Annotated in this window: 19 protein-coding genes; 8 read left to right on the plus strand and 11 right to left on the minus strand. The window is 51.6% G+C overall.

The annotated features are described in order from the left end of the window. Positions 1-11 precede the first annotated feature (11 nt). From gyrB to dnaA, 5 genes are all read right to left on the minus strand, one after another. Positions 12-2039, minus strand: a complete 2028-nt coding sequence (gene gyrB / locus ACTOVJ_RS00665; protein ID WP_449502805.1) for a DNA topoisomerase (ATP-hydrolyzing) subunit B — start codon at positions 2037-2039, stop codon at positions 12-14. 208 nt (positions 2040-2247) lie between these two features. Beyond that, positions 2248-2832 (minus strand): DciA family protein, encoded by a 585-nt coding sequence (locus ACTOVJ_RS00670; RefSeq protein ID WP_449503805.1) that lies wholly within the window; start codon positions 2830-2832, stop codon positions 2248-2250. Further along, the gene (gene recF / locus ACTOVJ_RS00675; protein ID WP_449501541.1) at positions 2825-4048 is read right to left on the minus strand and encodes a DNA replication/repair protein RecF; all 1224 of its coding nucleotides are present in this window, start codon (positions 4046-4048) and stop codon (positions 2825-2827) included. Before recF ends, ACTOVJ_RS00670 begins: the two co-directional genes overlap by 8 nt. Continuing rightward, a complete protein-coding gene (gene dnaN / locus ACTOVJ_RS00680) occupies positions 4049-5185 on the minus strand; it encodes a DNA polymerase III subunit beta (protein WP_449503804.1) in 1137 nt (378 codons plus the stop codon). 519 nt (positions 5186-5704) lie between these two features. Beyond that, positions 5705-7255: a chromosomal replication initiator protein DnaA gene (dnaA, locus tag ACTOVJ_RS00685; protein ID WP_449501539.1), complete on the minus strand. Its 1551-nt coding sequence runs from the start codon at positions 7253-7255 to the stop codon at positions 5705-5707. A gap of 342 nt (positions 7256-7597) precedes the next feature. On the opposite strand from dnaA, the gene rpmH reads away from it, so the two are divergent. The 8 genes from rpmH (at position 7598) to ACTOVJ_RS00725 (ending at position 16813) form a co-directional block, all read left to right on the plus strand. Further along, positions 7598-7738: a 50S ribosomal protein L34 gene (gene rpmH / locus ACTOVJ_RS00690; RefSeq protein WP_278012794.1), complete on the plus strand. Its 141-nt coding sequence runs from the start codon at positions 7598-7600 to the stop codon at positions 7736-7738. Then, positions 7738-8199: a ribonuclease P protein component gene (gene rnpA, locus ACTOVJ_RS00695; protein ID WP_449501538.1), complete on the plus strand. Its 462-nt coding sequence runs from the start codon at positions 7738-7740 to the stop codon at positions 8197-8199. Before rpmH ends, rnpA begins: the two co-directional genes overlap by 1 nt. Then, on the plus strand, positions 8196-8531 hold the full coding sequence (gene yidD, locus ACTOVJ_RS00700; protein WP_449501537.1) for a membrane protein insertion efficiency factor YidD: 336 nt from the start codon (positions 8196-8198) through the stop codon (positions 8529-8531). Before rnpA ends, yidD begins: the two co-directional genes overlap by 4 nt. Before the next feature lie 11 nt (positions 8532-8542). Then, the gene (gene yidC, locus ACTOVJ_RS00705) at positions 8543-9748 is read left to right on the plus strand and encodes a membrane protein insertase YidC (protein WP_449501536.1); all 1206 of its coding nucleotides are present in this window, start codon (positions 8543-8545) and stop codon (positions 9746-9748) included. 174 nt (positions 9749-9922) lie between these two features. After that, positions 9923-10513, plus strand: a complete 591-nt coding sequence (locus ACTOVJ_RS00710; protein WP_449501535.1) for a Jag family protein — start codon at positions 9923-9925, stop codon at positions 10511-10513. 838 nt (positions 10514-11351) lie between these two features. Continuing rightward, positions 11352-12038: a 16S rRNA (guanine(527)-N(7))-methyltransferase RsmG gene (gene rsmG, locus ACTOVJ_RS00715; protein ID WP_449504595.1), complete on the plus strand. Its 687-nt coding sequence runs from the start codon at positions 11352-11354 to the stop codon at positions 12036-12038. A 2354-nt stretch (positions 12039-14392) separates the two neighbouring features. Then, complete coding sequence (locus tag ACTOVJ_RS00720; protein WP_449501533.1) at positions 14393-15340, plus strand: ParA family protein; 948 nt, start codon at positions 14393-14395, stop codon at positions 15338-15340. Between the two features lie 84 nt (positions 15341-15424). Next, complete coding sequence (locus ACTOVJ_RS00725; protein WP_449504596.1) at positions 15425-16813, plus strand: ParB/RepB/Spo0J family partition protein; 1389 nt, start codon at positions 15425-15427, stop codon at positions 16811-16813. A 185-nt stretch (positions 16814-16998) separates the two neighbouring features. Here the strand turns inward: ACTOVJ_RS00725 and ACTOVJ_RS00730 are convergent, their stop codons facing one another. From ACTOVJ_RS00730 to ACTOVJ_RS00755, 6 genes are all read right to left on the minus strand, one after another. Then, positions 16999-17970 carry a D-alanine--D-alanine ligase family protein gene (locus ACTOVJ_RS00730; protein ID WP_449501531.1) on the minus strand — a complete coding sequence of 324 codons (972 nt, stop codon included), beginning with the start codon at positions 17968-17970 and terminating at the stop codon, positions 16999-17001. Between the two features lie 55 nt (positions 17971-18025). Further along, a complete protein-coding gene (locus tag ACTOVJ_RS00735; RefSeq protein WP_449501530.1) occupies positions 18026-19357 on the minus strand; it encodes an aminotransferase-like domain-containing protein in 1332 nt (443 codons plus the stop codon). Between the two features lie 599 nt (positions 19358-19956). Continuing rightward, complete coding sequence (gene trxB, locus ACTOVJ_RS00740; RefSeq protein WP_449501529.1) at positions 19957-20904, minus strand: thioredoxin-disulfide reductase; 948 nt, start codon at positions 20902-20904, stop codon at positions 19957-19959. A gap of 21 nt (positions 20905-20925) precedes the next feature. Next, positions 20926-23112 carry a protein kinase family protein gene (locus ACTOVJ_RS00745; RefSeq protein ID WP_449503801.1) on the minus strand — a complete coding sequence of 729 codons (2187 nt, stop codon included), beginning with the start codon at positions 23110-23112 and terminating at the stop codon, positions 20926-20928. Between the two features lie 36 nt (positions 23113-23148). Beyond that, complete coding sequence (locus ACTOVJ_RS00750) at positions 23149-25395, minus strand: DUF6049 family protein (protein WP_449503800.1); 2247 nt, start codon at positions 25393-25395, stop codon at positions 23149-23151. After that, positions 25392-25922: an NUDIX hydrolase gene (locus tag ACTOVJ_RS00755; RefSeq protein ID WP_449501526.1), complete on the minus strand. Its 531-nt coding sequence runs from the start codon at positions 25920-25922 to the stop codon at positions 25392-25394. The genes ACTOVJ_RS00750 and ACTOVJ_RS00755 overlap by 4 nt, the downstream gene beginning before the upstream one ends. Between the last annotated feature and the right edge of the window lie 36 nt (positions 25923-25958).

Consider the following 25958-nt stretch of genomic DNA (forward strand, 5'->3'; position numbering starts at 1 on the left):
TGTTATCTACCTCAGATATCCAGGAATCGAACGTCATGCGCGTTGCGCTGAATGAACCCGCGGCGCGAGAGCACGTCTTCACCCATGAGGATCGAGAATGCTTCATCGGTTGCAGCTGCTTCACCGATAGAGACACGCTTGAGTGTGCGAGTCTCAGGATTCATTGTCGTGTCCCACAGCTCGGAATCATTCATTTCACCCAGACCCTTATAACGCTGGATTCCCTGACCTTCTGCCTTGGGAAGTTTCTTGCCTTCGGCGAGTCCAGAGGCAAGAACGGCGTCACGTTCTTTGTCGGAGAAAACGTACTCGTGCGCGGAGTTGGACCACTTAATGCGATAGAGCGGTGGCATTGCCAAGTACACGTAACCGTGCTCAATCAGCGGTTTCATGTAACGGTAGACAAGTGTGAGAAGGAGAGTAGCGATATGTGCGCCGTCGACATCGGCGTCGGCCATGAACACAATCTTGTGGTAGCGCAACTTCGTGATATCGAACTCTTCACCCACGCCGGTACCGAAAGCGGTGATCAGCGACTGAATCGACTCAGAGGACAGGGCACGATCCAAACGAGCCTTTTCCACGTTGAGGATCTTGCCACGGATCGGCATGATCGCCTGATGCGCCGGATCACGGCCATTGACTGCCGAGCCACCCGCAGAATCACCCTCAACGATAAAGATTTCAGAATCTTCTGGGTTGCGCGAGGTGCAATCCTTGAGCTTGCCTGGCATCGAAACGGATTCGAGGACAGACTTGCGACGGGTCGCTTCACGTGCCTTGCGCGCTGCCTGTCGGGCGGCAAATGCCTGGGTGGCCTTACGAATAATTTCCTTGCCCTCACTGGGGTGGGAATCGAGCCAGTCCGTAAGCTGCGCATATGTTTGCTGTTGAACGAAGGTGCGCGCCTCAGTGTTACCAAGCTTCGTCTTCGTCTGTCCCTCGAACTGCGGTTCGCCGAGTTTCACCGAGATGACAGCGGTGAGACCTTCGCGAATATCATCGCCAGAAAGGTTTGAGTCCTTTTCCTTGAGTAAGCCCTTATCGCGAGCGAACTTGTTCATCACCGAGGTCAGGGCGCTGCGGAAGCCTTCTTCGTGCGTGCCGCCTTCGGTGGTGTTGATCGTATTGGCAAAAGTATGAAGTGTTTCGGAATACGATTCAGTCCATTGCATTGCCACTTCAACGGCGATCTTTTGTTCCTGATCCTCAGATTCAAAGTAAATCGGCTCAGGGTGGACAGGGGTGGTCTTTTTCGTCTCCACCAGATACTTCACGTAATCATGCAGGCCGTTGTCGTAACGGTAGGTCACCTCGCGGTGTCCCGACGTCGGTGCATCCTCGCCTGCTAGTTCGTCACCCTCGGCAACCGCGCCAGTACGTTCTTCGATCAGAGTGATGCGTAGCCCCTTGTTCAGGAAACACATCTGGTGGAAACGACGTCGCAGTGTTTCAAAATCGAATTCGGTTGTTTCAAAAATGTCTGGATTCGCCCAGAAGGTCTGAGTGGTTCCCGTTTCATCAGTAGGTTCGCCCTTTTCGAGCGGGCCAAGAGGAACACCGTTTTCGTAGGAAATGCGCCAGACGTAGCCATCACGGCGAACTTCAGTGTCCATACGTGTGGAGAGAGCATTCACTACCGAGATACCCACACCGTGCAGACCACCAGAAACTGCGTAACCGCCGTTGCCAAACTTTCCTCCGGCGTGCAGTACTGTCATTACGACCTGAACTGCAGAAACGCCTTGGGTGGGATGAATATCAACAGGGATTCCGCGGCCGTCGTCGGACACGCGTACTCCGCCATTTTCCAGCAAGGTGACCACGATGTTGGACGCGTAGCCAGCCATCGCCTCATCAACTGAGTTATCCACAACCTCATACACCAGGTGGTGCAGGCCGCGTTCACCAGTGGAGCCAATGTACATACCTGGGCGCTTTCGAACAGCCTCAAGGCCCTCCAAAACTGTAATATCCCCAGCGTCGTACGAATGCTCTGGCGATACCTCACCAGGACGATGCTTCTTTTCCTCTGCCACGAACGAATTTCTCCTCGCACAACGGAGCCTTGATGATGTGTTCCATCTCTCACTAACGCAAAAAGCGCCCTATGAAAGCTGTGGAGGCCGTTGCACTACCCCCCTACACACACAATTGACACTTAATTCTAGCGCATGTTCAGCCACTTTTCGAGATTCTGGAGCCGTTTCGTCGACGTCGGCGGACAAGCAACGCATGATGCATCGATTAGTCGTAGGTGTCGCGCACACCTCGACCTTTCACACGCCAACCACCGGTGTTCCAGTTTGGCCGCGTATTGGGAGAGCCAATGACAATTTCCTTGACAACTCCCTCGCCGAGTTCTTTGGCAAGGCGTGCATCTAAATGCCCCAACAATGCACGCAACTGAGTTTCCCAGCCGACTGTGCGAGCACGAATCGTGAGTACTCCGTCCTCGAAACTTTCAAAAATCGCATTCGCCGCCACAGTTTCACCAACGATCTGCGGCCACCGCGCGCCGACGTCGGCCACCTCAAGACGCGTCCCCCAGCCACGATCTCGTACCAGTGCCTTCGCCAATTCGCCAAGTGGGTGCGGATCGCGCCAAGATTTGTGCGCACCAGATCCCACATCCTGCCCTGGAACGGGAACGAAAACATCCGCGCCGAGTTTTTCGGGCTGCTCTTTGACAATGACAACTGGAGTTCGACCCTTGGGACGATATCCACGATCAGCCATCATTTTCCGAGCGCGCGCGAGGAGCTGAAGCGGCAGGGCGTCGCCATACTTTTCTGCTGCAGCTTTGCGCGCAGCACGCTGAGCATCATTCATCGGTCACCTCGTTCACTGACCCTCCGGCGACAAGATACCGTTGCCCATTGAGCGACGGTGGTAAATCGTCCCCGACGGCAGCTGTGACAAAGACTTGCTCTGCGTGGGCAACAATCGATGCCAATCGCTCGCGCCGACGTAAGTCAAGCTCGGCAAAGACATCATCGAGAATCAAAATCGGTTCGGCAGAATCCGCCCATTCGCCGCTTTCATGAGTCCGCAGAAGTTGCCACATTCCCAATTTGAGTGCCAGCGCATATGACCAACTCTCGCCGTGTGACGCATATCCTTTCGCAGGCAAAGTTCCTAGAGAAAGCCGCAGGTCATCACGGTGCGGACCGACTAAATTGACACCCCGATCAATTTCAGCATCACGGTAGTCATTGAGCGCTGTGGTCAAAAGTTCACTCACCGCTGTGATGTCAGTAATCTGCTGCTCGTGCGAATCGACTGCCTGCACCGTCACCTCGTCGGAAAGCTCGCTCGCTTCAGGTAACTCGTAACCGGTTCGTTTGTCGATATTCGCTTCATAATCAATGCGGGCATTCCCCTTGCCGCCTGACACTGACTCGTAATACTGGGTCACGAATGGCCGCAAATCTTTCACAATTTCCGCGCGTGCTGCAACAATCTGTGCGCCAAATTTCACCAGTTGCGCATCCCAGACACTCAGAGTCGACGTATCGGGTTCCATGCCGCGACGCTTTGTTTTTTGCAGATGTTTCAGAAGCGCACCGCGTTGACGCAACACTTTCTCATATTCGCTTTTGACTCCTGCAAGGCGGGGGCGAAACTGAATCATGAGGTCATCAAGAAATGCGCGGCGATCTGCCGGGTCTCCTTTGACTAGCTCTAAATCTTCAGGAGCAAAGATTACCGTGCGGACGATTCCGAGAAGATCGCGTGGCCGTGCGTTGCCGCGATTAATCCGAGCGCGATTCGCTTTTCCGGCAATAATTTCAATTTCGAGCGTGACCGGAGAAACCCCACGAACGACTTTTACCCGGATGACACCTGCGCCCGCACCTTGGCGAACCAAGGCGGTATCCGCTGCTACGCGATGCGAAGAAAATGTTGAGAGGTAGCCGATTGCTTCGACAAGGTTCGTCTTGCCCTGACCATTTTCGCCAACGAAAACGTTGATTCCAGGCTCAAAAGTGAGAACGACCTCTCGGTAAGACCGGAAGTCGTTCAGTGCAAGATGTGAAACGTACACTCAGTTCGTTCCGAACGTGCGGATCGGCATGAGAAGCAAACGGAAATCCTCGTTCGGACCGTCCTTCTCACTTTCGCCGGTCAAGACTGCTGGCTTTGTGGGTTGAGTGAAACTCAGGCGAACTTGTTCTTCATTCATCACATTCACGCCGTCTTGAAGAAGAGTTGGGTTAAAAGCCATCTTAATATCGTCGCCGACGAGGGAGGCTTCGATTGCGTCCGCGAACTGCGCTTTGTCGCCTGCACCCGCTTCGAGAGTCATCTGGCCATCAGTGAGGGTGAGTCGAACAGCAGAATTCTTCTCCACAACCAATTTTGAGCGTTTGATTGCGTCGAGCAACTCCACACGGTTGATTAATGTGTGACCGGTGACCTCTGAGGGGAAAAGCGAACGAACCTGCGGATATTCACCGTCGATAAGCTGAATCGTATTTTGGCGCCCACCCGCTGAAAAGCCAATCAGGCTCACACCGGATTCTTCACGCAAGGACACCTCGATCGGGCCAGTAGAATCAAGAGCTTTGGCAACGTCAAGGAGGCGAGACGCGCGCACAAGAATTCGGGTGGAAATAGTGGGATCCTCTGCTTCCCACTTCAGATCGCGAACTGCTAGACGGTAACGATCAGTTGCCATCAGAGTCATTGAATTTCCCTCGATTTCAATACACACCGACACTAACATCGGAAGGGTGTCATCGTTCGAGGCGGCAATCGTCACCTGGCCGACAGCCTCTTGCCACAGTGAACCGTCAACTTTGCCAATGACTGGTGGAAGTTGTGGAAGTTCGGTGTAGTCTTCGGTTGCCATAGTTTTCATCGAAAACCGTGATGAACCACATTCGATTTCGAGAGTTGTCCCGTCCAACGTGAGCTCGATGGGCTTGTTTGCGGGAAGTGCACGAACGATGTCAGCTAAAAGGCGCCCACGAACTAGCACTTCTCCGGCTTCGGCCACCTCAGCCTCAATATCGATATGCGATGTGATGTCAGAATCGCGTGAGCCGAGCGAAACGATACCGTCTTCGCTCGCGACCAGCTTCATTCCGGCGAGCACCGGTACTGCCGGGCGATTCGGAATAGTTCGGCTGGCCCATGTCACTGCCTCGGCAAAAATGCCGTGATCAACGGAGATCTTCACGCCTGACCTACTTTCGCTCAAATAATGCGCACACAGAGTGCAGGTACAACTACCAAATACTTTACGACAAACGACAGTGCTTCGTCGCTTTCGGTTGAAATTCTCTCACCAACACGAGATTTCGGGGGTTGAGGAGCTTAGAAATCTTTGGTGCAAGGGAAACATCTTGAAACACGCAAAACGCTCATGGCGTTTATCGATTTTTTTGGCCGCCGTCGTCAGTGTTAGCGCAGACGGCGGAATGCTGGGGTCGTCGTGGTCGTCAGTCGGTGGCTGCACGATTTTTCTTGGGTAACACTTAGGTAGAAGTAGTAGTAGGGGATGTGGAAAATACGGAAAAAGGGACTTTTCGGCTTGCTCCTTGGGAAAAAGGTTGTGGAAATGTGGAGGAAAGAATTGTGGATAACCACTGCGATCTGTGGATGGGACACTTTCATCGAGAATTTATCCACACATCCCCAGAAGTTATCCACAGCAAAATGCTACTTATGAACGCGTAAATCGCAGCCCATGTGGAAATTAGGAATTTTGCTCTTTTGCCATGGTTTTCACCAGTGATGTCAGCTCTGAGACCTGGTTAAACACTGCTTGGCGCTCAGCCATAAGGGCTTCGACTTTGCGCAGCGCATTGAGAACAGTAGTGTGATCGCGACGATTAAAAACTTCGGCAATTTTCGGCAACGAAAGATCCGTCATCTCACGGCACAGATACATCGCGATATGTCGAGGCATCGTCAGCGAACGTGTTCGAGCTGGAGATTTTAGGTCAGCCGATGCAATACCGAAATATCCCGATACTTGAGCCATAATCATTGCCGCGGAAATGGTGACGTTACCCGGATCAGAAATCATGTCCTTCAACACGGTTTCAGCCATATCAAGGCAGACGGGGTCGCGCGAAAGGTCGGCGTAGGCAGTGACTCGACGAAGAGCGCCTTCCATCTCTCGAACGTTCGTCGTCATCCGCGAAGCGATAAATTCGATGACGTCGCGAGGAACTTGAAGATTTTCGCTCGCTGCCTTCTTATCAAGAATCGCGATACGGGTTTCAAGGTTCGGAAGATCAATATTCGTGGTGATCCCTGAAGCGAAGCGTGAGATCATCCGCTCCTCAAACCCTGAGAGCAACTTCGGCGCGACATCAGATGTGATGACGATCTGCTTATTCGCGGTGCTCAACGCATTAAAAGTATGGAAAAACTCCTCGATTGTACGATCTTTCGTGTTCATGAACTGGATATCGTCAATAAGGAGGACATCTACAGTTCTGAACTCATCCTTGAACGCTGCCTGTTTTCCATCGCGCAGCGCATTAATAAAAAGGTTGGTGAATTGTTCGGCAGAAACGTAGAGAACTTTGCGTTTCGGTGAGAGTTGGAGAGTGTAATTTCCGATGGCATGAAGGAGATGGGTTTTGCCCATTCCAGAATCTGAGTAGAGGAATAGTGGATTGTAGGAGGTTCCTGGGGCTTCCGAGACAGCGAGAGCTGTGGCCGCAGCAAATTTATTGGATTCACCGATGACGAAGTTATCGAAGGTGTAGCGCGGGTTAAGACCAGCACGTTCTTGCTGTTCAATCAAAGCATTTTGTTGTGGTGCACGGTACGGCGCATCATCAAAGTCTAGTTCAGGCACATAGCCGTACACGTCATAGGACGGTTCGAGCGGTTCACCTGCCGGAACACCGCCGACTGCACGAAGATTGCGCTCGCTTTCCGACGTCGGAGGGACAGAGGGCACTGCTGGTTGAGTAGGCGCTGGTGCTGGTTCATCGTTGACTGAGGGATCCACGGAAATCATCAACTTCAGTTCGCGCCCGAAGATTTCAGACAACTGCCCAGTCATGACCGACGAGACATGTTCCGTGATCCAGTTGCGCACGAACTCTGAACCGACAGCGATCATAAAGACGTCGTCGACGACGGCGAGGGGGTGAGCCATCTTCACAAATGCCGATTGTGAGCTGGAAAGTCGTGCGTCAGCGAGCAAAAGCTCGGTGGCTGCATTCCACGCATCACGTGCAGGCGATCCTTCGGCCATCGGTTCCTTCTTTCTTCCAGAGTTATCCACTATGTTATTCCACAGCTTGTGGAAATGCATCTAAGTTATCCACAGGTTTGTTCACAGGTGTGGATATTACATGCGTGTAATTACGTTGTTCGGGGCGCGCGGCTATTAGGCAAAGGAACCATCCACATTTTGTCCACATCTGTGGAGAATCGATGGACAAGAAAATGTGGGATGTTGATAACTCGGTGGAAAACATTTTTCACCCTGAGATGTGTGTCACCGGACACGCTGAACATTGACATTTCGCGGAAAAGTCCGGTAGTTTTGATAGGTCATGTGTGCAGCAGAAGTACACACGCCCTCGGGAGAGGGTGTCCGCCGAGTAAAAATGTGGGAGTACCAATGACCACCAAGCGTACGTTCCAGCCGAATAACCGCCGCCGCGCGAAGGTCCACGGCTTCCGTAAGCGTATGTCCACCCGCGCAGGCCGTGCAGTTCTCGCCGCCCGCCGTCGTAAGGGCCGCGCAAAGCTCTCTGCCTGATGCTTTCATCCGCCAATCGGATGCGAAAGTCTGAGGAATTTTCTCAGACTATCCAAGGCGGCATTCGCAAAGGGAACAAGCTTCTCGTTTGTCACGTATTGACAGACGAAAATACGAAAGAGGCCGACCGTAGGGTCGGCTTCGTCGTGGCTAAAACCGTCGGAAACTCAGTGGTTCGTCACCGAGTCTACCGGCGGCTTCGCCATATTATGAGGGAGCTGCTTCCTGAACTATCGGCATCTAACCTGGTGATACGAGCTAACCCGCCTGCAGCCACCGCATCCAGTGCCGAGTTGTGCGACGCTGTCGTGAAGAACCTCATGAAGGCTGGGGCACTCCCGGCCAATTTCCGCGCGCCTAGAATACCGCGCCAGAGAACGGCGTCGGTGCAACACAAGAAAGACGAACGCAAGGAAGAAACTCCGCAGATTGCGTCAGCCAATGAATCGGAACAGCGGTGAAAAACCCACTCGTTGCTCTCTTGTCAGCTCCGATCCGCTTTTATCAGCGGCGCATATCGCCGCACTTTCCGCGACGTTGTCGCTATGAGCCGACGTGCTCCCAGTATGCTGCTGAATCACTGCAGATTCATGGTGCGTTCAAAGGTACACTTTTAGCAGTATGGCGCTTCATGCGATGCAACCAGTTTTCTGCTGGTGGTGTTGATTGGGTGCCTCTCCGAGGGCAATGGCCAACCAAGCCTCTCGGCTATCAAGAACTACTTGCGCGGCGCGCGAGGGAGGAAACTTCGGCAGGCCAACGCGGCCATGGCGTCGAGGGTAACAACAAGTAAGAAAGCAAGGTATGGATAGCATTCTCTACCCCATTATGTGGGTTATTAGCTGGATTATGTACGGCATCCACGCGATCCTCACCGGCCTCGGTCTGCCTCAAGGCGCCGGTTCCGCGTGGGTGTGGTCGATCATTGGCCTCACCGTGGTGGTTCGAATTCTCATTATCCCGCTCTACAATAAGCAAATTCGTTCTACTCGGGCGATGCAGGAACTGCAGCCTGAGATGAAGAAAATTCAGAAGAAGTACAAGGGACGCAAAGACCAGATATCTCGTCAACGTCAGCAGGAAGAGATGATGGCGTTGTACCGCGATCATGGTTCGTCACCCTTCGCTTCCTGCTTCCCTTTGTTGATTCAGATGCCGATCTTCTTCGCATTGTTCCGTATGCTCTATGCGATTGATCCGTTGTCGAAGGGCATTTACAACGGTGACCCGTCCGCGGCGATTGGTCCGATTAACAAAGCGATCGCTAGCCAGATTGGTCAGTCGGAGCTCTTTGGTGCGCCGCTGACTTCGTCGATTGCGACTTCTCACCTACCGATTTTTGCTGGCATGACCACGCGAATCACGATTGTCGCCATCGTGATGATCTCGCTGCTGGTGATCACACTGTTCTTCCAACAGAAACAGATGATGACCTGGAATATGCCCAAGCATGAGCCGGATCCTGATAACCCGATGGCTAACCAGATGCAGACCATGCAGAAGACCATGCTTTACGGTATGCCTCTGATCTACATCTTCACCGGTTACGCTTTCCAAATTGGTGTGCTGATTTACTGGGTTACTGGTAATTTCTGGAATATTGGCCAGCAGACTTGGCTTATGATGACGAATCCGACTCCAGGTTCTGAAGCGCACAAACGTAAGTTGGCACGTGATCGCGCCAAGCGCATCAAAGCTGGGCTTCCCCCGGAGGAAGGCGTAGAAGAGGAGCGAACTGGTCAGCGTGTTCAACCCCTTGGTAAGAGCCGTTCAAAGAAGGCTGGCGGACATGTGGACGCTTTCGGAAACCCACTCTCCTTCGTCGATGAAGAGCTTGAGGAACAGCGTTACAACGACGCTGGAGAACCCATCGGCAAGGACGGCTTGACCGACTCCGAGCGAGCACAGAAGCGCTACGAGCGACGTCTTGCGCAGCGTCAGCGTTCCGCTGAAAAGAAGAATGCGCGCGCCAAGAAGGCTGCGCGCAACAAGAAGGACCGAAATTTCTAGGAAGTCCGACGGAGAGAGGACGAGTCGGGCGTAATGTCGGTGTCTTCTCTTTGCCGGTCTTAGCCAGATGGAATTTTCCTTTCGAGCTTTTGAGTGTTGAGAGGGAATATGAGAGCCGGCGTCGGGCTAATGGATTACTGAATGTCTGTGACAGAACAGAACACAAGGAAGAACATGTCAGAAAATACTGAACTGAAGAAGACCCTTGCTGAAGAGGGCGATCTCGCTGCGGATTACCTCGAGGAACTTCTCGATATTGCTGATCTCGACGGTGACCTCGAGATTTCTGTTGAGGCAGACCGTGCTGCCGTTGCTATCGTGTCCGACGATGAAAAGGATCGTCGTCTGAAGCGCCTGATCGGCCGCGAAGGGCACGTTCTTGATGCTCTCCAGGAGTTGACGCGTCTGGCTGTCCAGCAGGAGACAGGCGAACGTTCTCGCCTCATGCTCGACATCCTTGGCTACCGCGCAGACCATCGCAAGAAGATCGCCAAGATTGCGGCCGACGCTGTGGCAGAAGTTCTCGATTCTGGCCAAGAAGTATCGCTTCGTCCGATGAATCCATTTGAGCGTAAGGTTGTGCACGATGTGGCCGCTGATGCGGGTCTCGTTTCTGATTCGTACGGTCAGGGGGCTGATCGTCATGTAGTGATCTCCCCTTTGTCCGATGACAGTGCTGATTCTAGTGAATCGGCTGAATCCTCGGTATCGAGTCCATCTGCATATTCAGCTGACTACGCTGAATCGGATGATACCGATGAGTAGATAGTGCGTGCTGGGATTGAGCTAAAACGGCTGAGCACATCATGCTGATGTTTCACGTGAAACGGCGAGTTTCCATAGATGGAAACTCGCCGTTTTGTATTTCTGTTTTGTATTTCTGTTTTGTATTTCCTGTTCCTGGGTTCTAGACTCGGGCATACGTGACGGGTCATGAGAATTGCTAATGGATATTTTCCTGTTCTTTGAATTTCTTTCGGTGAAATTCAAAGAACTTTTGAGTTTTAGAGACAATGGCAATATGAGACCTTGTGAGCGCACGAAGGGAATCTAAATCTGAAATAAGTTCTCACTATTCACATTCATGACGCGATTGATGGTAGGTTTGCTCCAGCAAAAGTAGCTTTCTTTTCTGAAATAGCGAGTGAAAGCAAAGAGGACATCTCGTCAAGCGAATATTACTAGAGAAGGTTCTTCACTTAATGAAATATTTCAGCGGACGCTTGATGTTTCTGCTTAACTCGGATTCCCCCATTCCATCTCGAAAATGGAAGAATCCTCTACTGACAGTTTATGAGAGTTGATAATATTCCACCTCTCTGTCTCTTCTAGGCACGCATCTGAGATTCTTGGTGTGTCAATGTAAGCGAGTAACAAGCGGCTTAAATCCGGTACGTTCCTGTGAATAAAGGCAAGGGGGCATGGGGTATTCCGTTTACAATGTGAGGGCATCGTAGCGTCCTCGTATTTTCTGTGAGTTTGTGACGTGCGGAAAAGTAAGTTGCACATACTGCGATATGCATCTGAAACTGCTGTTATATGGCGGTTTATCGACTGATGTGGCAGTCTTAAATCGGTAATTTTCAGCGGAGGTAAGAGGGCAATGAGCGACCATCAGAATAACAATATTCCAGTAAAACAAGATGGTTCAGTTGAGCCTGCTCCCTTACATGGAGCTGAACATTTTGGCGATTTGCAATGGGGGCGACTTTCCCGATTTGCCCAATTACTTGGGAACGAAGGTCAATTACGAGGTCTTGTCGGTCCACGTGAAATGAATAAGCTGTGGTCACGTCACCTCCTCAATTCCACAGCAATTAATCAATTTATTGAAGATTCAATGTCTGTGGCAGATGTCGGCTCCGGTGCTGGTTTCCCTGGGCTTGTCCTCGCGATCACCTGTCCTGGTGTTCAGGTGTCACTTATTGAAGCAATGGAACGCAGAAGTGAATGGCTTCAGTACGTTGTTGAGGATCTCGAATTAGATAATGTTGAAGTAATCCGTGGCCGTGCAGAGGATCTTAAGGGTTTTTCTGCAGATGTTGTGACAGCACGTGCTGTTGCTGCATTGAAGAAGCTGGTTCCGTGGACGATGCCTTTGGTTCGCGATGGCGGTCGTGTTGTTGCGTTGAAAGGGGGACGAGCTGAAGTTGAAATCGACGAGGCTGATAAGCAGTTACGCAAATACGGTGCCGAGTGGGTAGATGTTCACGACGTTGATGTGTGGGGCACCTCTGAAGGAACTCGGATTGTCGAGATCAAAAAACTAAAACGTTGGAAGCATCGATAAATTAGCGTTACCTATTTACTTAACTGTCATGTGGTGGCGTCTAATTCATGAACATTCAGTGCACGGGAATATACAGCAAGCTATCTGCTCTGCCTCTAACATTTCATGTTTTATCAGATGAGGGGTTCCTCCCTATTCAGTAAGACATTCGCGATGTTTCACGTGAAACTTCTGGAATTGTTCTACAGCTCGATAGACAGAGTAGGAATGTCTATGTCTTTCCCATGTTTGGGAAAGTTATACATTTTCAGGTACCAAACTCAAGTTCAGAACTCTGAGAAGCACTGTTGAAAGAAAACTATTCATGGCTACCCCACCTTTACTGAGAGAGTAGCTTTCTTTGAAATATATTTAACTATCTCCGTCTTGTAGACGAGATAAAATTTCAAATTTTATTTCTTTCTTGATTGGCTCATGAACTCGTTTGCTAAGTGAACGTCAATGCTTTTGTGAATGCATTCTTATATAGTTTCACGTTCTTATAGTGAGAGATACCGAAGAAATATACGGGTATTGGGGAACTCGTTCAAGAGTTTCTAAAGAAACTCGTCACTCAACTTGAGAAAAGATTGATACCAGATCGGTGGATCGTTCGTTATATGACGACATATGAATTGGTGGTCATGGCTTGACGTATAGCTCAATATTCTTGCTTGGATTGCTCCTCAACGAATGATACCGAGGTATCGGTTTCGTTTCCCGTTCGTGGAAGACAAAGCTCACTCCGATTCAATTTGGACGTTTCACGTGAAACGTCGATCCAACACTCCCCTAATGACCGGCGATGAAGAGCAGGAACGAAGACAATGAGCAGATGAGTATGAAGATTTTCGATTTTACGGAACTGTGCGGATCAGATGCTTCGCTAGAATCTCTGAAAGTTTCATGCTAACTGATGACAGAGAACCCTTAAGTATTTATTACAAGGGAGGTCATCACACGATTAGTGCTAGCTAATGCGTACCATTGCAAAATATTTAGACAGATGCCGCTACGCCTGTAGTAGGTCTAGAGGTCACTACATGCCTCTGAAAGAAATGGCATCACATGTTAACGGTAATGAGAATAGAATGCTTTTCAGTGTGACAAAAGCAAATAGGAATAGAAGCTAACCAATTTTATGTATTCTCTACATTGTGTTATTTTGATACCTCTGTTGAAGCTGAAGACTCACATTTAAGGCCACACAATGGTTCGTTTGTTGAGAGGAGATTCGTCAGGGAATCATCTCTTACGGCCAAATTTGATGTTCTTGCGGTTATATTAACGATAAGAAACCATCTAAACAGGTAGTGATATGTGCTTTGACTCAATGAATGTTTCACGTGAAACAGAGATCGCATGAGAGAAAGCTGCTTTTCAAAATATTTCCTTGTTCTAGCTACCTGGATAAGCAATCCGGATAGCTCTGGTGAATTCATAGAATCGTTTATTGCAATGGATACCACCTCACTCTTCTGCTAGCCAGCGAATGTAATACTTTCAGAATGCGCATGAAAAGCGCACTGAAAAACCACTATTTTCCAACGAAGCGCAATGTTATTGAAATAACTAGCCGATAAGATGTTCCTTAGAATCTTCTGACACGGCGTATATGGAAAGTGAGAGTGTGGGATCTTGCCGCAAAATCTAGATTCGGGAAAACTGTATCAGTGTGGTCCACTTCCCTGATGATAAATTTATCAGTGCGAGCCAACTGAGATTAGAGGATCTTCGGTGGCCTCCATGAAATTTGGAATAAATGAACTGAGCTGTGAAATAGTTTAGTTCATCGGTGGCAGTGAAAATACGTGGAGGCTTCACTCATGCCGGTGAAAGAGAGCTTTTATTTCGACGTTTCCCTATTCCCCCAAGCTAGATATATACCCCTTCCGTAGGTGCTAGCATCCACTCACAGTGCACTGTGCACGTCAAATAACATGAAATATTTCCTTGAACCCTTTTGGGTGAACAGCTTTTTCGAAATTACTATGATTTTGTGAGCTGTCTGGAGCTCATAGAAACTGTGGCATAACGGGATTCTCATAATCATAAATTTACGAGATTCTACAAAATCCATGTTTCACGTGAAACAAGCGCGCATGATCAACAAAATCCACAATTTTCACGAGCAAAGGAAAAATTTCAACAGTCGGTGACTAGAAAAACGGTTTCACGTGAAATAGGAAACGCTTACTATCACGTGCGTGAAGCGAAGAACAACTAATAGAAATATTTGTGGAAAACAAAATAAGGCAACATTTTTGTGGATAAAAAATTTATGAACTAAATCGCGACGAAAAATATATTTTATATAGGTCATTAGGCGATTTCAGGGTAGAATAGAGCACATCAAACGTAAGGAGTGTGACACATTGTCCGACCCTCGTAAGAAAGCTTCTCAGATTAACCATATTCCGCCATCACAGGAATGGGCTTCGATTTTTGACGATGACAACACTCCTGTCGGAGCTGATCTTGTTGCTGATCGCGAACTTATGGCAAAACTGAAGGACGCGAAATTTAAGTCCCCCAAACAGACGCGCATTTTCACAGTTGCAAACCAGAAGGGCGGCGTCGGGAAAACAACGTCCGCGGTGAATGTGGCTGGGGCGCTTGCGAAAGGCGGGCTTAATGTACTCGTAATCGATGCAGATCCGCAGGGAAACGCTTCAACCGCGTTAGGCGTTGAGCATGTGTCAGGAACACCTTCCATTTATGAGGTAATGACCGGTGAATTGCCGCTGGTTGATGCAGTTGCACCATCACCTGACTTCGACTCTCTTTTCGTTGTCCCATCAACGATCGATCTCTCGTCGGCTGAGATCGAACTTGTGGGTGGGGAACGACGTGAATATCGGCTCCGCGACGCACTTGATAGTGCGCTCAGAACCTTTGCTGAACGTGGAGTTGAACTCGATTATGTGATTATCGATTGCCCGCCAAGTTTAGGGTTACTCACATTGAATGCGCTTGTGGCTGCCCGTGAAATTTTGATCCCAATTCAAACTGAGTATTACGCATTGGAAGGTCTTACTCAGCTTATGAAATCAATCGACTCGGTACGTACCGCATTAAATCCAGATGTCGCTATCTCTACTATTCTTCTGACGATGTTCGATAAGAGAACGAATTTGGCTCAAGATGTTGCAAGTGAGGTTCGCTCCTACTTCCCGAAAGAAACACTGTCGGTCGAAATTCCTCGTAACATCCGTATTTCTGAAGCGCCGTCTTTCCATCAAACGGTCATTACGTATGATCCGCGCTCATCTGGTGCTATCGCCTATACCGCAGCTGCTTTTGAAATATCACAAGAAATATAATTATTACGTAAAAAGATAACGCTGAATTAGCAGCAATAAATACCTATATATAATTCCGTAATTTCCGAAAGAGGGAACAATAAAATGGCTGAGAAGCGTCGTGGTTTGGGCGTCGGCTTAGGATCGTTGATTCCTAATAACCAGAAAGAAAAGAAGACTCGTCCAATTGATGTGTTCTTTGCCGGCGCAACACCTCAACCAAATAATGACCAGACGGCAGAGGGTGCGAGGAAAAAAGACTCTGTTACTGCTGCGGATAAAGTCTCACCGAAGGCCACAGCAAGTACTGAGATTTCGCAAGATGTCGCTAAAAAATTAGCAAATGAGACGCCCTCAGGAAAGAAAAAAGCTGCAGAAAATAGGGCACCTGAGAAACACGCTAACAGTGAAATACGACAAATAAAGACGACTAGCCTGCCACAGACGATTGATCCGAAGGCAGGTACACAGAGCACAACAGGTACACAGAGCACAACAGGTACACAGAGCACAACAGGTACGCAGAGCACAACAGGTACGCAGAGCACAACAGGTACGCAGAGCACAACAGGTACGCAGAGCACAACAGGTACGCAGAGCACAAGTGAGACAGATCAGTCGGACGACGCTCTGCTCCCGATTCCTGGCACCACCTATGGCGAACTCGATCTTCAATCGATCATGCCGAATCGTGCGCAGCCGCGAACAATTTTCGATGAGGACGACCTTCAGGAACTCGCTGATTCGATTAAAGAAGTTGGAGTCCTTCAACCGATTGTCGTCCGCCCCCTAACTGAAACAGCTTTGGAGTATCCTGAAGTTCGATACGAGCTCATTATGGGCGAGCGCCGCTGGAGAGCAGCGCAACGAGCGGGACTTAGCGAAATCCCGGCGATTGTCCGACACACGCAAGATACGGATTTACTTCGTGATGCGTTACTTGAGAATCTTCATCGAGCACAACTCAATCCGTTGGAAGAAGCAGCAGCGTATCAACAGCTTCTAGAGGATTTCGGTTGTACCCAAGAAGAGCTTTCGCGAAAGATTGCACGTTCACGCCCACAGATTTCTAATACACTTCGCCTCATGAAGTTGCCTCCACTCGTCCAGCGGAGAGTGGCCGCTGGAGTGCTCTCAGCTGGTCATGCGCGTGCGCTGCTTGGGCTCACTGATCCTGCGGCGATGGAACGCTTGGCACAGCGTATTGTGGCTGAAGGTCTTTCTGTGCGTGCAGTTGAAGAAATCGTTGCTATGGGTGAAGAGGGCGCTGCTGCCGCACGACGTCGGCCGCGAGTTTCTCAATACCCCGACGAACTCGGAGCACTTGCAACACGTCTGGCAGATCGCCTGAATACGCGAGTCAAAGTGAACATGGGGCAACGCAAGGGAAAGATCGCAATTGACTTTGGTTCACTGGACGATTTGAATCGTATCCTGAGTGAACTCGGTGACGGCGGAATCGAATTTCCGATTCAGCATAGTCAAGAGGGCTAGGCCCGCCCCCGCTAGGCCCGCCCCCGCTAGGCCCGCCCCCGCTAGGCCCGCCCCCGCTAGGCTCTCCGTGTCATAGTAAATCGCCCGAATAACGACTCAGTATTTGTGGCCAATCGAAAAATCTCCGTGACCTAGGGTGTTTTTCCACGCACTTCGAGCGTGAGAGAACACCCTAGGCGGAAACCTTAGACTTCTGCATCAGCGTCAGCCCCTGCGGAAGCAAGAATGTGAAGATAGACACTTTCGACGGAATTACCCTGTTCAGCAGCATGAGCCTGTGCTGCTAACGGAAATAATGACGTCTCCGTCATACCAGGTGATGTATTGACATCAATGAACCACGCTACCCCATCGTTGTCGAGAATGATGTCAGTGCGGGAAAGATGTTTGAGCCCGAGTGCCTTGTGAACGTTGACCGCGAGAGAGGCAATGATTTCACGTTCCACGTCATCGACTCGCGCTGGAACGAAGTACTGAACACGCCCAGGGTTGTAACGTGCATCGAAGTCGTAGGGGCCGGTGGCGACTACTTCAACCGGCGGTAGCGCCATCGCGCCGTCGCCAAAATCGGCGACGGCGACACCGAATTCACGTCCCTCGATAAACTTCTGAATAAGTGCACTATCGCCGTACGCAAAGCAATCGACCATTGCACCCGGTAGTTCAGCTTTTGAGCGCACCACAGTCAGTCCGAGGGAAGAACCGGACTTCGTCGGCTTGACGACGACGGGGAAGCCGTAGCGATCCTCGATAAGGTCAAGAACACGCCCGGCACCGACGTCGCGGAAGAGAGACTGAGGAAGAGCCGTTGATTCTGGAACATGAACACCTGATGCTCCTAAAACTGAGGCTGCAACGGCTTTGTCGGCAGCCAACCGGCAGCCGTCAGCGTTTGATCCCACAAAAGGCAGTCCGATGAGTGTCAAGAGATCCTGAAGTGAGCCGTCCTCGCCTGTTGATCCATGCAAAAGCGGCCAAGCAACATCGGGTTCGAGTGCCTCAAGCCGTTGCAAAAGCTGCGAATCGACGTCGAGCACTTTTGCCTGAATGCCAGAATCAGTGAGAGCAGCAGCGATACGGCGGCCCGATTGTAAGGAAATATCGCGCTCGTGGCTGAGTCCGCCGGCGAGCACCGCAACAGTGAGGGGCTTATCCATGGCATGTCCTTTCAGAGGAAAATTATCTGTCGTGGGTATGGATGATTTGTCGGTGTCAGAGGAGATCGGGTGCTGGGCGTTCAAAACCGTCACGGTGACGAAGATTTGCTGTCCCAAAAAGTCCCACGAGCTCTTCTTCTGCTTCGATAACCCCGGCAAGTCGGCGAACGCCCTCTACGATGTGATCCTCCGGCGGATAGCAGAAGGATAAGCGCAGATGATCGCGGCCCTGGCCATCCATATAGAAAGCAGTTCCGGAAACGTAAGCCACGAGTTTCGCCGTTGCACGCGGCAACATTGCCTTGGCATCGAGGCCGTCAGGAATCTTCACCCATGTATAGAAGCCGCCGGCGGGAACATTCCACTCACATTGTGGGAGATACTTCGAGAGTGCTCCGATCATCGCATCGCGGCGTCCCTTATACATCGTCCGATATTCCTTGATTTGTGCCATCCAATCATAGGTGCGTAGGTATTCTGCGATTGAAAGCTGGCCGACCTTCGTTGGCGAGAGTACGGCATTCTCATTGGCTAGGACGAGGCGTTGGGTGACGGCGTGCGGTGCAAGCGCCCATCCCACGCGATAACCTGGTGCAAAAGTCTTCGAAAAAGAACCGAGATAAACGACGACGTCGGGATCGTAGGTTTGCAGCGGACGCATGACCTGATCGTCAAAGCCAAGCATTCCGTAAGGGTTATCTTCGAGAATAAGGACGTGGTGTCGGCGTGCGATTTCGACGATCTGAGGGCGGCGTTCGTCTGACATGCACACACCGCCCGGATTGTGGAAGTTCGGAACGGTGTAAATGAACTTCACGGGCTTGCCCTCAGAGGCGAGACGAGTGAGCGTTTCATCGAGCGCGTGCGGAATCATCCCGTCCGCATCCATTGCTACGTGCACAACATTAGCTTGATAAGCACGGAAAACACCGAGTGCGCCTACATAGCTTGGGGCTTCTGCCACGATGGTATCGCCTGGATTAATGAAAATTTGAGTGACGAGATCAAGTGCTTGCTGGCTTCCGGTGGTCACAACGATATTGTCCACGTGGGCACGAATGCCTTCTGCGCGCATAACTTCGAGGATCATTTCGCGCAGCTCTTCTTCGCCCTGTCCCCCGCCATATTGAAGCAACTGAGGCCCGCGTTCACGAATGAGTCGAGAGGTCATGTCGGCAAGGAAATCGAGCGGAAGTCCGACGATGTTCGGCATACCGCCTGCGAGAGAGACAACCTCTGGGCGGTTTGCAACGGCAAAAAGGGAGCGAGTTTCTGACTGCTTCATTCCTAAAGCGCGGTCGGCATAGGCATCAAACCACGGATCCAGACGCGTGCCTGCGGCGGCTGCCGAGGCAATCTTTGATGAAATGCTGTTATGGCCGCTCACAATTCCTCCTTGGATCACAATATGTTTTCGCTAATCATGCCACGAATCATCAGAAGATGCGTGAAGCCGCTCACGAAGTGAAGAATGGAAACTACGCCAACCAACCATATGAGTTTTGTGAACACCGTCGATTCAGAATTCAGTTGTCGGGAGATAAGACGGTATCTGAGGCTCACGCTGAGACGCTGTGGAGTTTCAATGTGGGCTTAGTTTTTGATGGGAGATCTATCGAACGAGGTATCGTTCGGAGAGGTTCGTTTCACGTGAAACGGTGTCGGACACTGGATCATTGGCAGGTACCGTGAGTTTTTCTTGTTGGACATGGTGGCGTTCCCTCACATGTATTCATGCATGATTCGTGCACGAGGTGCCGTAACTGCGTGACGGGAGCTAGTCCGCCGACGTCGACGATTTTGTTCTCGACCGCATAGTTAGCTGATTCATTTGATTAACGCTGTGCCACACCATTGTTGGAATGGTGGAAACCGCGCGTGACCTGGTGAAACACAGCCCATATCCGACGATAAAGCTCGCGTCCACTTGCTGTGTAGAACAGCAAGTGGACGCGAGTCTGCGTATGAGAAATTGGCGCTATTGCCTCAGTGAAGAGATTCGAGCTCTGACTTGTGATCGATCAGGTAACGCTCCGAATCCATTGCCGCGCGGGCACCAGTACCAGCTGCAGTAACCGCCTGGCGGTAGAGATGGTCGACAACATCTCCAGCAGCGAAGACACCGGGGATTGAGGTAGCTGTTGTCGGTTCGGCCACCTTAATGTATCCACCGTCTTCGAGTTCAACTGCTCCATCAAGAACTGCTGTACGCGGTTCGTGACCGATTGCCACAAAAAGTCCGGCTGCTGCCAGCGTGCTTTCTTCACCGGTGACAGTATCGCGCAAGGTCAAGGACTCAAGTGCCCCCTCGCCTCGGGCATCGACAACTTCCTTGTTCCAGTGCATGACGATCTTGTCATTCGCCAGGAGTCGGTTCGCCATAATCTTGGAGGCACGCAGTTCATCACGACGGTGAACAACATGAACCGTCGAACCGAAGCGGGCAAGGAAGAGAGCCTCAGTGACAGCGGTGTCACCGCCACCAACCACGACGATCTCGCGATCCTTGAAGAAGAACCCATCACAGGTAGCACAGTATGAGACACCTTTGCCAGAAAGCTCAGCTTCACGCGGGAAACCAAGCTTCTTATAGGCAGAACCCAGAGCTAAAATAACGGTGTAGGCTTCGTAGGTCTGTGAGTCGGTGTGGATCTTCTTCACCGGGCCATCGAGTTCAAAGCGAACAGCGTCTTCATAGAGCACCTCAGCTCCAAAACGCTCAGCTTGCTTCTGCATCTTGTCCATCAGCTCTGGGCCAAGAACGGCATCGGGGAAGCCAGGGTAATTTTCCACTTCGGTGGTGTTCATCAGCGCACCGCCGGCTTCGAGGGTTCCTGCTAGCACGATCGGCTTCATGCCTGCGCGTGCCGTGTAGACTGCAGCGGTCCAACCAGCTGGTCCTGATCCAACAATGATGACGTCATGAACTGCCATGAAAGGCCTTTCCGATAGTTGTTACTTAAGCGTAATTTCTGAAATGTTGAGACGGAATTTTCCGTCGGTTCCCACGGGGAGCTTAGTGACCCGAAGAACCACGGTGTCAGTAGCCACCGGATCTTTGGCTCTCAGCGTGGTGTCACCACTGAGCTCTCCCTGGGCGACCACATCGCCTTCCGTTGCCTTTTCAGGAACGGTGTCACGCCACTCAATATTCCCGCCGCGGCCTGCTTCTTTGAGATTCACTTCAGAAATATTTGCTTTTTCCACGAGTTTCAGCACGATAACAGTGGAATCTGCTGGCTTCATCTCTTGTGAAGAGAACCACCACGAACGCCAGCTGGTCTCGGGCTTTGAATCGATCGCGGCTTGGATACCTTCAACATTATTGACATTAGTTTTTGGCGCACCGCGGAAGTTTTCGATGCCCAGAGTGATGACGTCAGCGGATGCGATTTTTGGTGCCACACTGCTGTCGGATGTCTGCGACTGTGGTGATTGACCAGCGCTGTTTCCGTTGGATGAGCTCAAGTCAAGGTAAGAAGCACTTGAGGAGGGTTGAACTGGATCGAGTGGACGGAAAAGTGATGCCAGTGACCACACACCTGCAACAGCTACGCCGATTGCAAAGACGCTGACGACGACTTTGGATGGGTTAAATTTGCGCGGTGCAACAAGATCTCCACTTGAGTTGCCGGCTCCTGCAATAGCACCGTGCGTTGGTCCGTGTCCTGATCGCGTGGGAGCAAAAGCCGACGTGCGCGTCACACCTTCTGGGGGTTGCGCTGGCAGCGGTGAGTAACGGTCGAGAGTCGGCATAACCACAGTGTTGTGGGGAGGAGCTTCTTGTGGTGATGCGGTCTCTTGCTCAACGTTTTCTTTCACGACGGGGACGACGGCGGTGTCGGGGTCGGTGCCAGTGTCAGGGGCGGTGTCAGGGTCGGTGCCAGTGTCAGGGTCGGTGCCAGTGCCAGTGCCAGTGCCAGTGCCGGAGGCGACACCAGCGTTGCTGTCTGTATCGGCATCAACATCAGTAATGACAGACTCGGGAGCCTGTTCGCCTGGAACCTCAATGGGGTGTGCAAAATTCGGATCTGGCCGTACTGCTGCAACACTGTCAATGATTGCTGCTGCTCCAGGAGCAGGTATCGCTGAAGCGACAAATTCATCAGCGGAGGGTTTAGGCCACTGCACATTGCTCACGCCACTGTCATCCTGAATACCCAGCGTTTTCTCAACCACTTGCGCGGCTTCGGCCTTTGAAGAAGCTGGCTTTATCGCCTGGGTGTCCTCAGATGATCCTTCTGGCTGCACCGTCGTATCATTTTGCTGCGGATTATCTTGCTGACGAACTGGAGGAAATGCGACGTGGCCGACGTTGAAAGCGCGGCGATCGGCGTCGGCAGAGGTAGCGGGAGGAACCGGACGTCGGGAGCCGACGTCGGCGGGCTCGTTGACAACTGGTAAGGATGAAGTGTCCAGTTCGGGCCACGGGACAATAGCGCGCACGAAGTCGGCTGGTGTTTTATCGTCGCCGGGCGATGACAAAACTGCTCTGAGGGGCTCAGGGAGACCATCGATATCGAGAGCACGTTCGATGCTCACTTGAGAATCATCGACATTGCGTCCAAGCAAAAGTGCGGCTGTGAGCTGGATGAGTCCTTTTGTCTCACGAGCGTCGAGATCTTCCCATGGGAGTGAGGTATCTTCATCATTCAGCGCAGCTTGGATGCCAAAGCCGTCAACAACAACCCCTGAAGTGTCTTGGATCAAGATGTCGGAAGCGTCCAAACAGAGATGTCGCACTCCGCGGTGACGGATGTTGTTCACTGTCGTTGCAACTTCGCCTACGAGTGACCACACGATGCGCGGATCGATAGGGTCGCCGCCAAGGTACGCGGTGAACGGAATACCCGGGGGAACTTCAGTGAAGATCGCAGTGAGTGAGTCAGTGTCGATGACAGAGATCGTGGAGACGAGGTGTGGATCAGAAATGAGGGCAATACGCCGGGCAGCGTCGGCGATTTCCGAAGCGTGAGGGCAGTCGTGCCCGATAATGATTGCGCGCAGGCTGCGAGAGAGGATCGTGTCGCGCGCAATCCACGCGCTCACGCCATCGCGTGCACCCAAGCTATGCTCGATCGGATAGACGAGATCGAATCGCTCAGCGATACGATCGCCGGGTTGCACAAATTCCTTACTCACGTGATCTCCTTTACTATGGCAAGACCTTCCACAAGTCTATCCCGATAGCTGTCCAGATGAACGTTTCACGTTCTCACCGAATTCGTCAGCCGAAACAGGATGGGATCGACGTCCCTTCCTCACCGACTTCACCACGCCTGTCGCAAAGAGAATGACCACGAGCGAGCCGATAACCACTGTGCCAACGTTTTCCCATTGGGCACGCACTCGAATATTGAGCGAGGTTCGGGAGCTGAGAACTTCACCCCCGGGGGTCTCGACATGGGCTTCTACATCGAGATCGCCTGAGCCATAGGCTTTGACAGGAATAGAGATCGTTGCCGAATTTTTTGCCGGGATGGCGGCTGGAGCTGGGGAATCAGCACGCAGGCGTTGGTCTGGCATACGTAAAACGACTTGAGCATTGATAGGGAAAGGAAGCGGATTTATCACCCGGAGTGGGATCGATGACGCCTCAGAAATCATGTTAATTGTAGAGGTCTCAGCGACTTTGACCTCTAGGTGTGCAGTGGACGCAATTGTCATGTGATCAATGTGAAGCGCCGCGGTGCTCGGACCCCCAGCTGAAATCTGAGCCGCTGCCAGCGAGGTATAAAGATCGTTGAGTTGATTGAGATCAGTGCTAAATGGAGTGGCATTGGCAACCGCTGCCAGCGAGTGCCGTGCTTGTTGGAGATGACGAAGAGTATCCGCGTTTACGACATTGGTGCTCGGTTCTTTTTCCCGGGCAAGGTACTCGCCACTGGCAGCAGTTTTCTTTTGATCTTCCAGGGAGGCAGGCATTGCCCACGGTGCTTGCAGAAGAGATCTGGCGGTTTCCGTTCGAATGTCTGTTCCACGCGGAAACGCTGCGATGATCCCTCGTTGATCATTGGGACGTTCCCGGTACTGCATGGCAGACACAGTCAGCGCGAGTTGACGTGAATCGAGAGCATTAACCTTTTCCACAGGTTTTGATTGCGAGTCAGAGCTTGTGTGAGAACTCGAGGCAGATGCGCCGCTGGTAACAGGGCCTGCCCCCGGCATGTATCCCGCGAGTGTGTCCGAAAGCGATTGATCAAAAACATACACATCGCTTGGAAGTTCACTTTCCTTCGCTGGCACGTAAGCGCTGGGAGTATAGGTAAGTTCTGCGTGTGGGAAAAAATCGCGGCTTGAGACGATTCCTGCAGTGAAACCGGCGTCTTTCGCTGTCTTCAAGGACGCCGAATCAGTCAGCCCGTAGGTCACTGAGTTGTCCTCTGACATCGCAGCGCTGGCTAGTGTAGGCCGATGAGCAGCAGTAAAGGACGTTATCGACGCATCGAAAGTTGGAAGGAAATGATGATCGCGCTGTGATACCGCCTCGGTAAATCTTGATGAGGCTTGCAGGGTGGGGTCAACGAGGAATTCCATCCCTTTCTGGGCTTGTCCGAGGAGCTGAAGCATCGCCCCGATATCTTCAGGTTCCTTGATGAATGCTGGAACCTGAGCAAAGAGATCACCGGGTGACGAGATGTCGTTTCCTTCAGGCGCGGTGTTGGTTTCGTGATCAGTTTTTCCGCTCGCTTTGCTCTTTTCCGACTGAGGTGTCGGTGTCGGTTTCGTCGTCGGTTCAGGCGCAACTCTCAAGGGACGTGCCTGTGCAAGAAAATCAGAGAGTGTCCCTTGCTGAGCAATATTGTGTGCCGACCGAACAAGCGGCGCGACGACGGTGGTCGGTGTGCGTTGCAGGTTCACTTTCGGAGCAACGATGATGAAGCTAGTGTCGCTAAGGTATTCTCCCTGATCAGTTGTGGCGCGAACGAGGATACCGCGCGGTCCCCATCCAAACTGGCTCGTATCCCACGTCAGGTCTTTCGCTTCCACACTAATGGTGCGGATTTCGCTCCCACCAGGGGGAACAGTGAGTGGCGAGGAATCACGGGCAACTGGGGCTGAATCGAGGTTTCCTCGCATCCAATCGCGAATATTTTGATCATTGAGTGGTGAAGAGTAAGCCGCGCGAAGATCGAAATGCGTCAGTGTCAGAGGTGAAGTGGATGGATTGGAAACATTCACTGTGATGCGAAGTGGGGTTCCTGGCGCAAGAACAGGCGAGCCAACGGATGTGATGGTGACCTGTGGTTGGGAGGATTTGTGAGTTCGAGTGAACGACGGCGGCGCTGGAAGCTGCGGTGTAGCCACGATTGACGAGCCAGACGACGACGTCGTCGGGAGTGCCGCTGCTGACCCAACACAACCGGCAAAGGCCGCGAAAGTTGCGCATACAGTAGCGAAAAAAACACTCAGACGTCGTTTCACTCTCGCTCACCTCGAAGAATTGCAGCGGCATCGCCCACAATCCGGCGTTCGTTCGGATATGCCAGGCGAGTCGCGACACGATCAATACGCACCCATTCTGCCTTCTCGGCTTCGTGGTCAGGATCGTTTTCCACAGTGATGGTTCCTTCGAGAGCCTCCAATAGGAAATGGTGGACAACTTTGTGAACGCGGTGGTCATGGCCGGAAAACCAGTAATCAATTGACGCGAGATGCTTCAATACGCGCCCGAAAATACCTGTCTCTTCGGAAATTTCGCGCACAGCTGCTTCTCGTGCAGTTTCGACTCCTTCGAGATGACCTTTGGGTAGAACCCATTCGAGACGACCGGCGCGATTCCGGCGCGCGATGACGGCCACGTATGCGTGCCCGTTGTGTACGGCAACGATCACGCCGCCTGCTGATGTTTCGTTCGACACAGGCAGATTCGAGGCACGCCGAGACCTTAGCCGGGTGTGCGTCTTTTCGCCGCTCGGGCGGGGCGGCGGCGTTGGAACTCTTCTCCTCATAATTCTTCTGTACATCCAAGGTGCAAGCGGGGTGGG

This window comes from Arcanobacterium sp. (ex Cirak et al. 2026) (assembly GCF_053585065.1).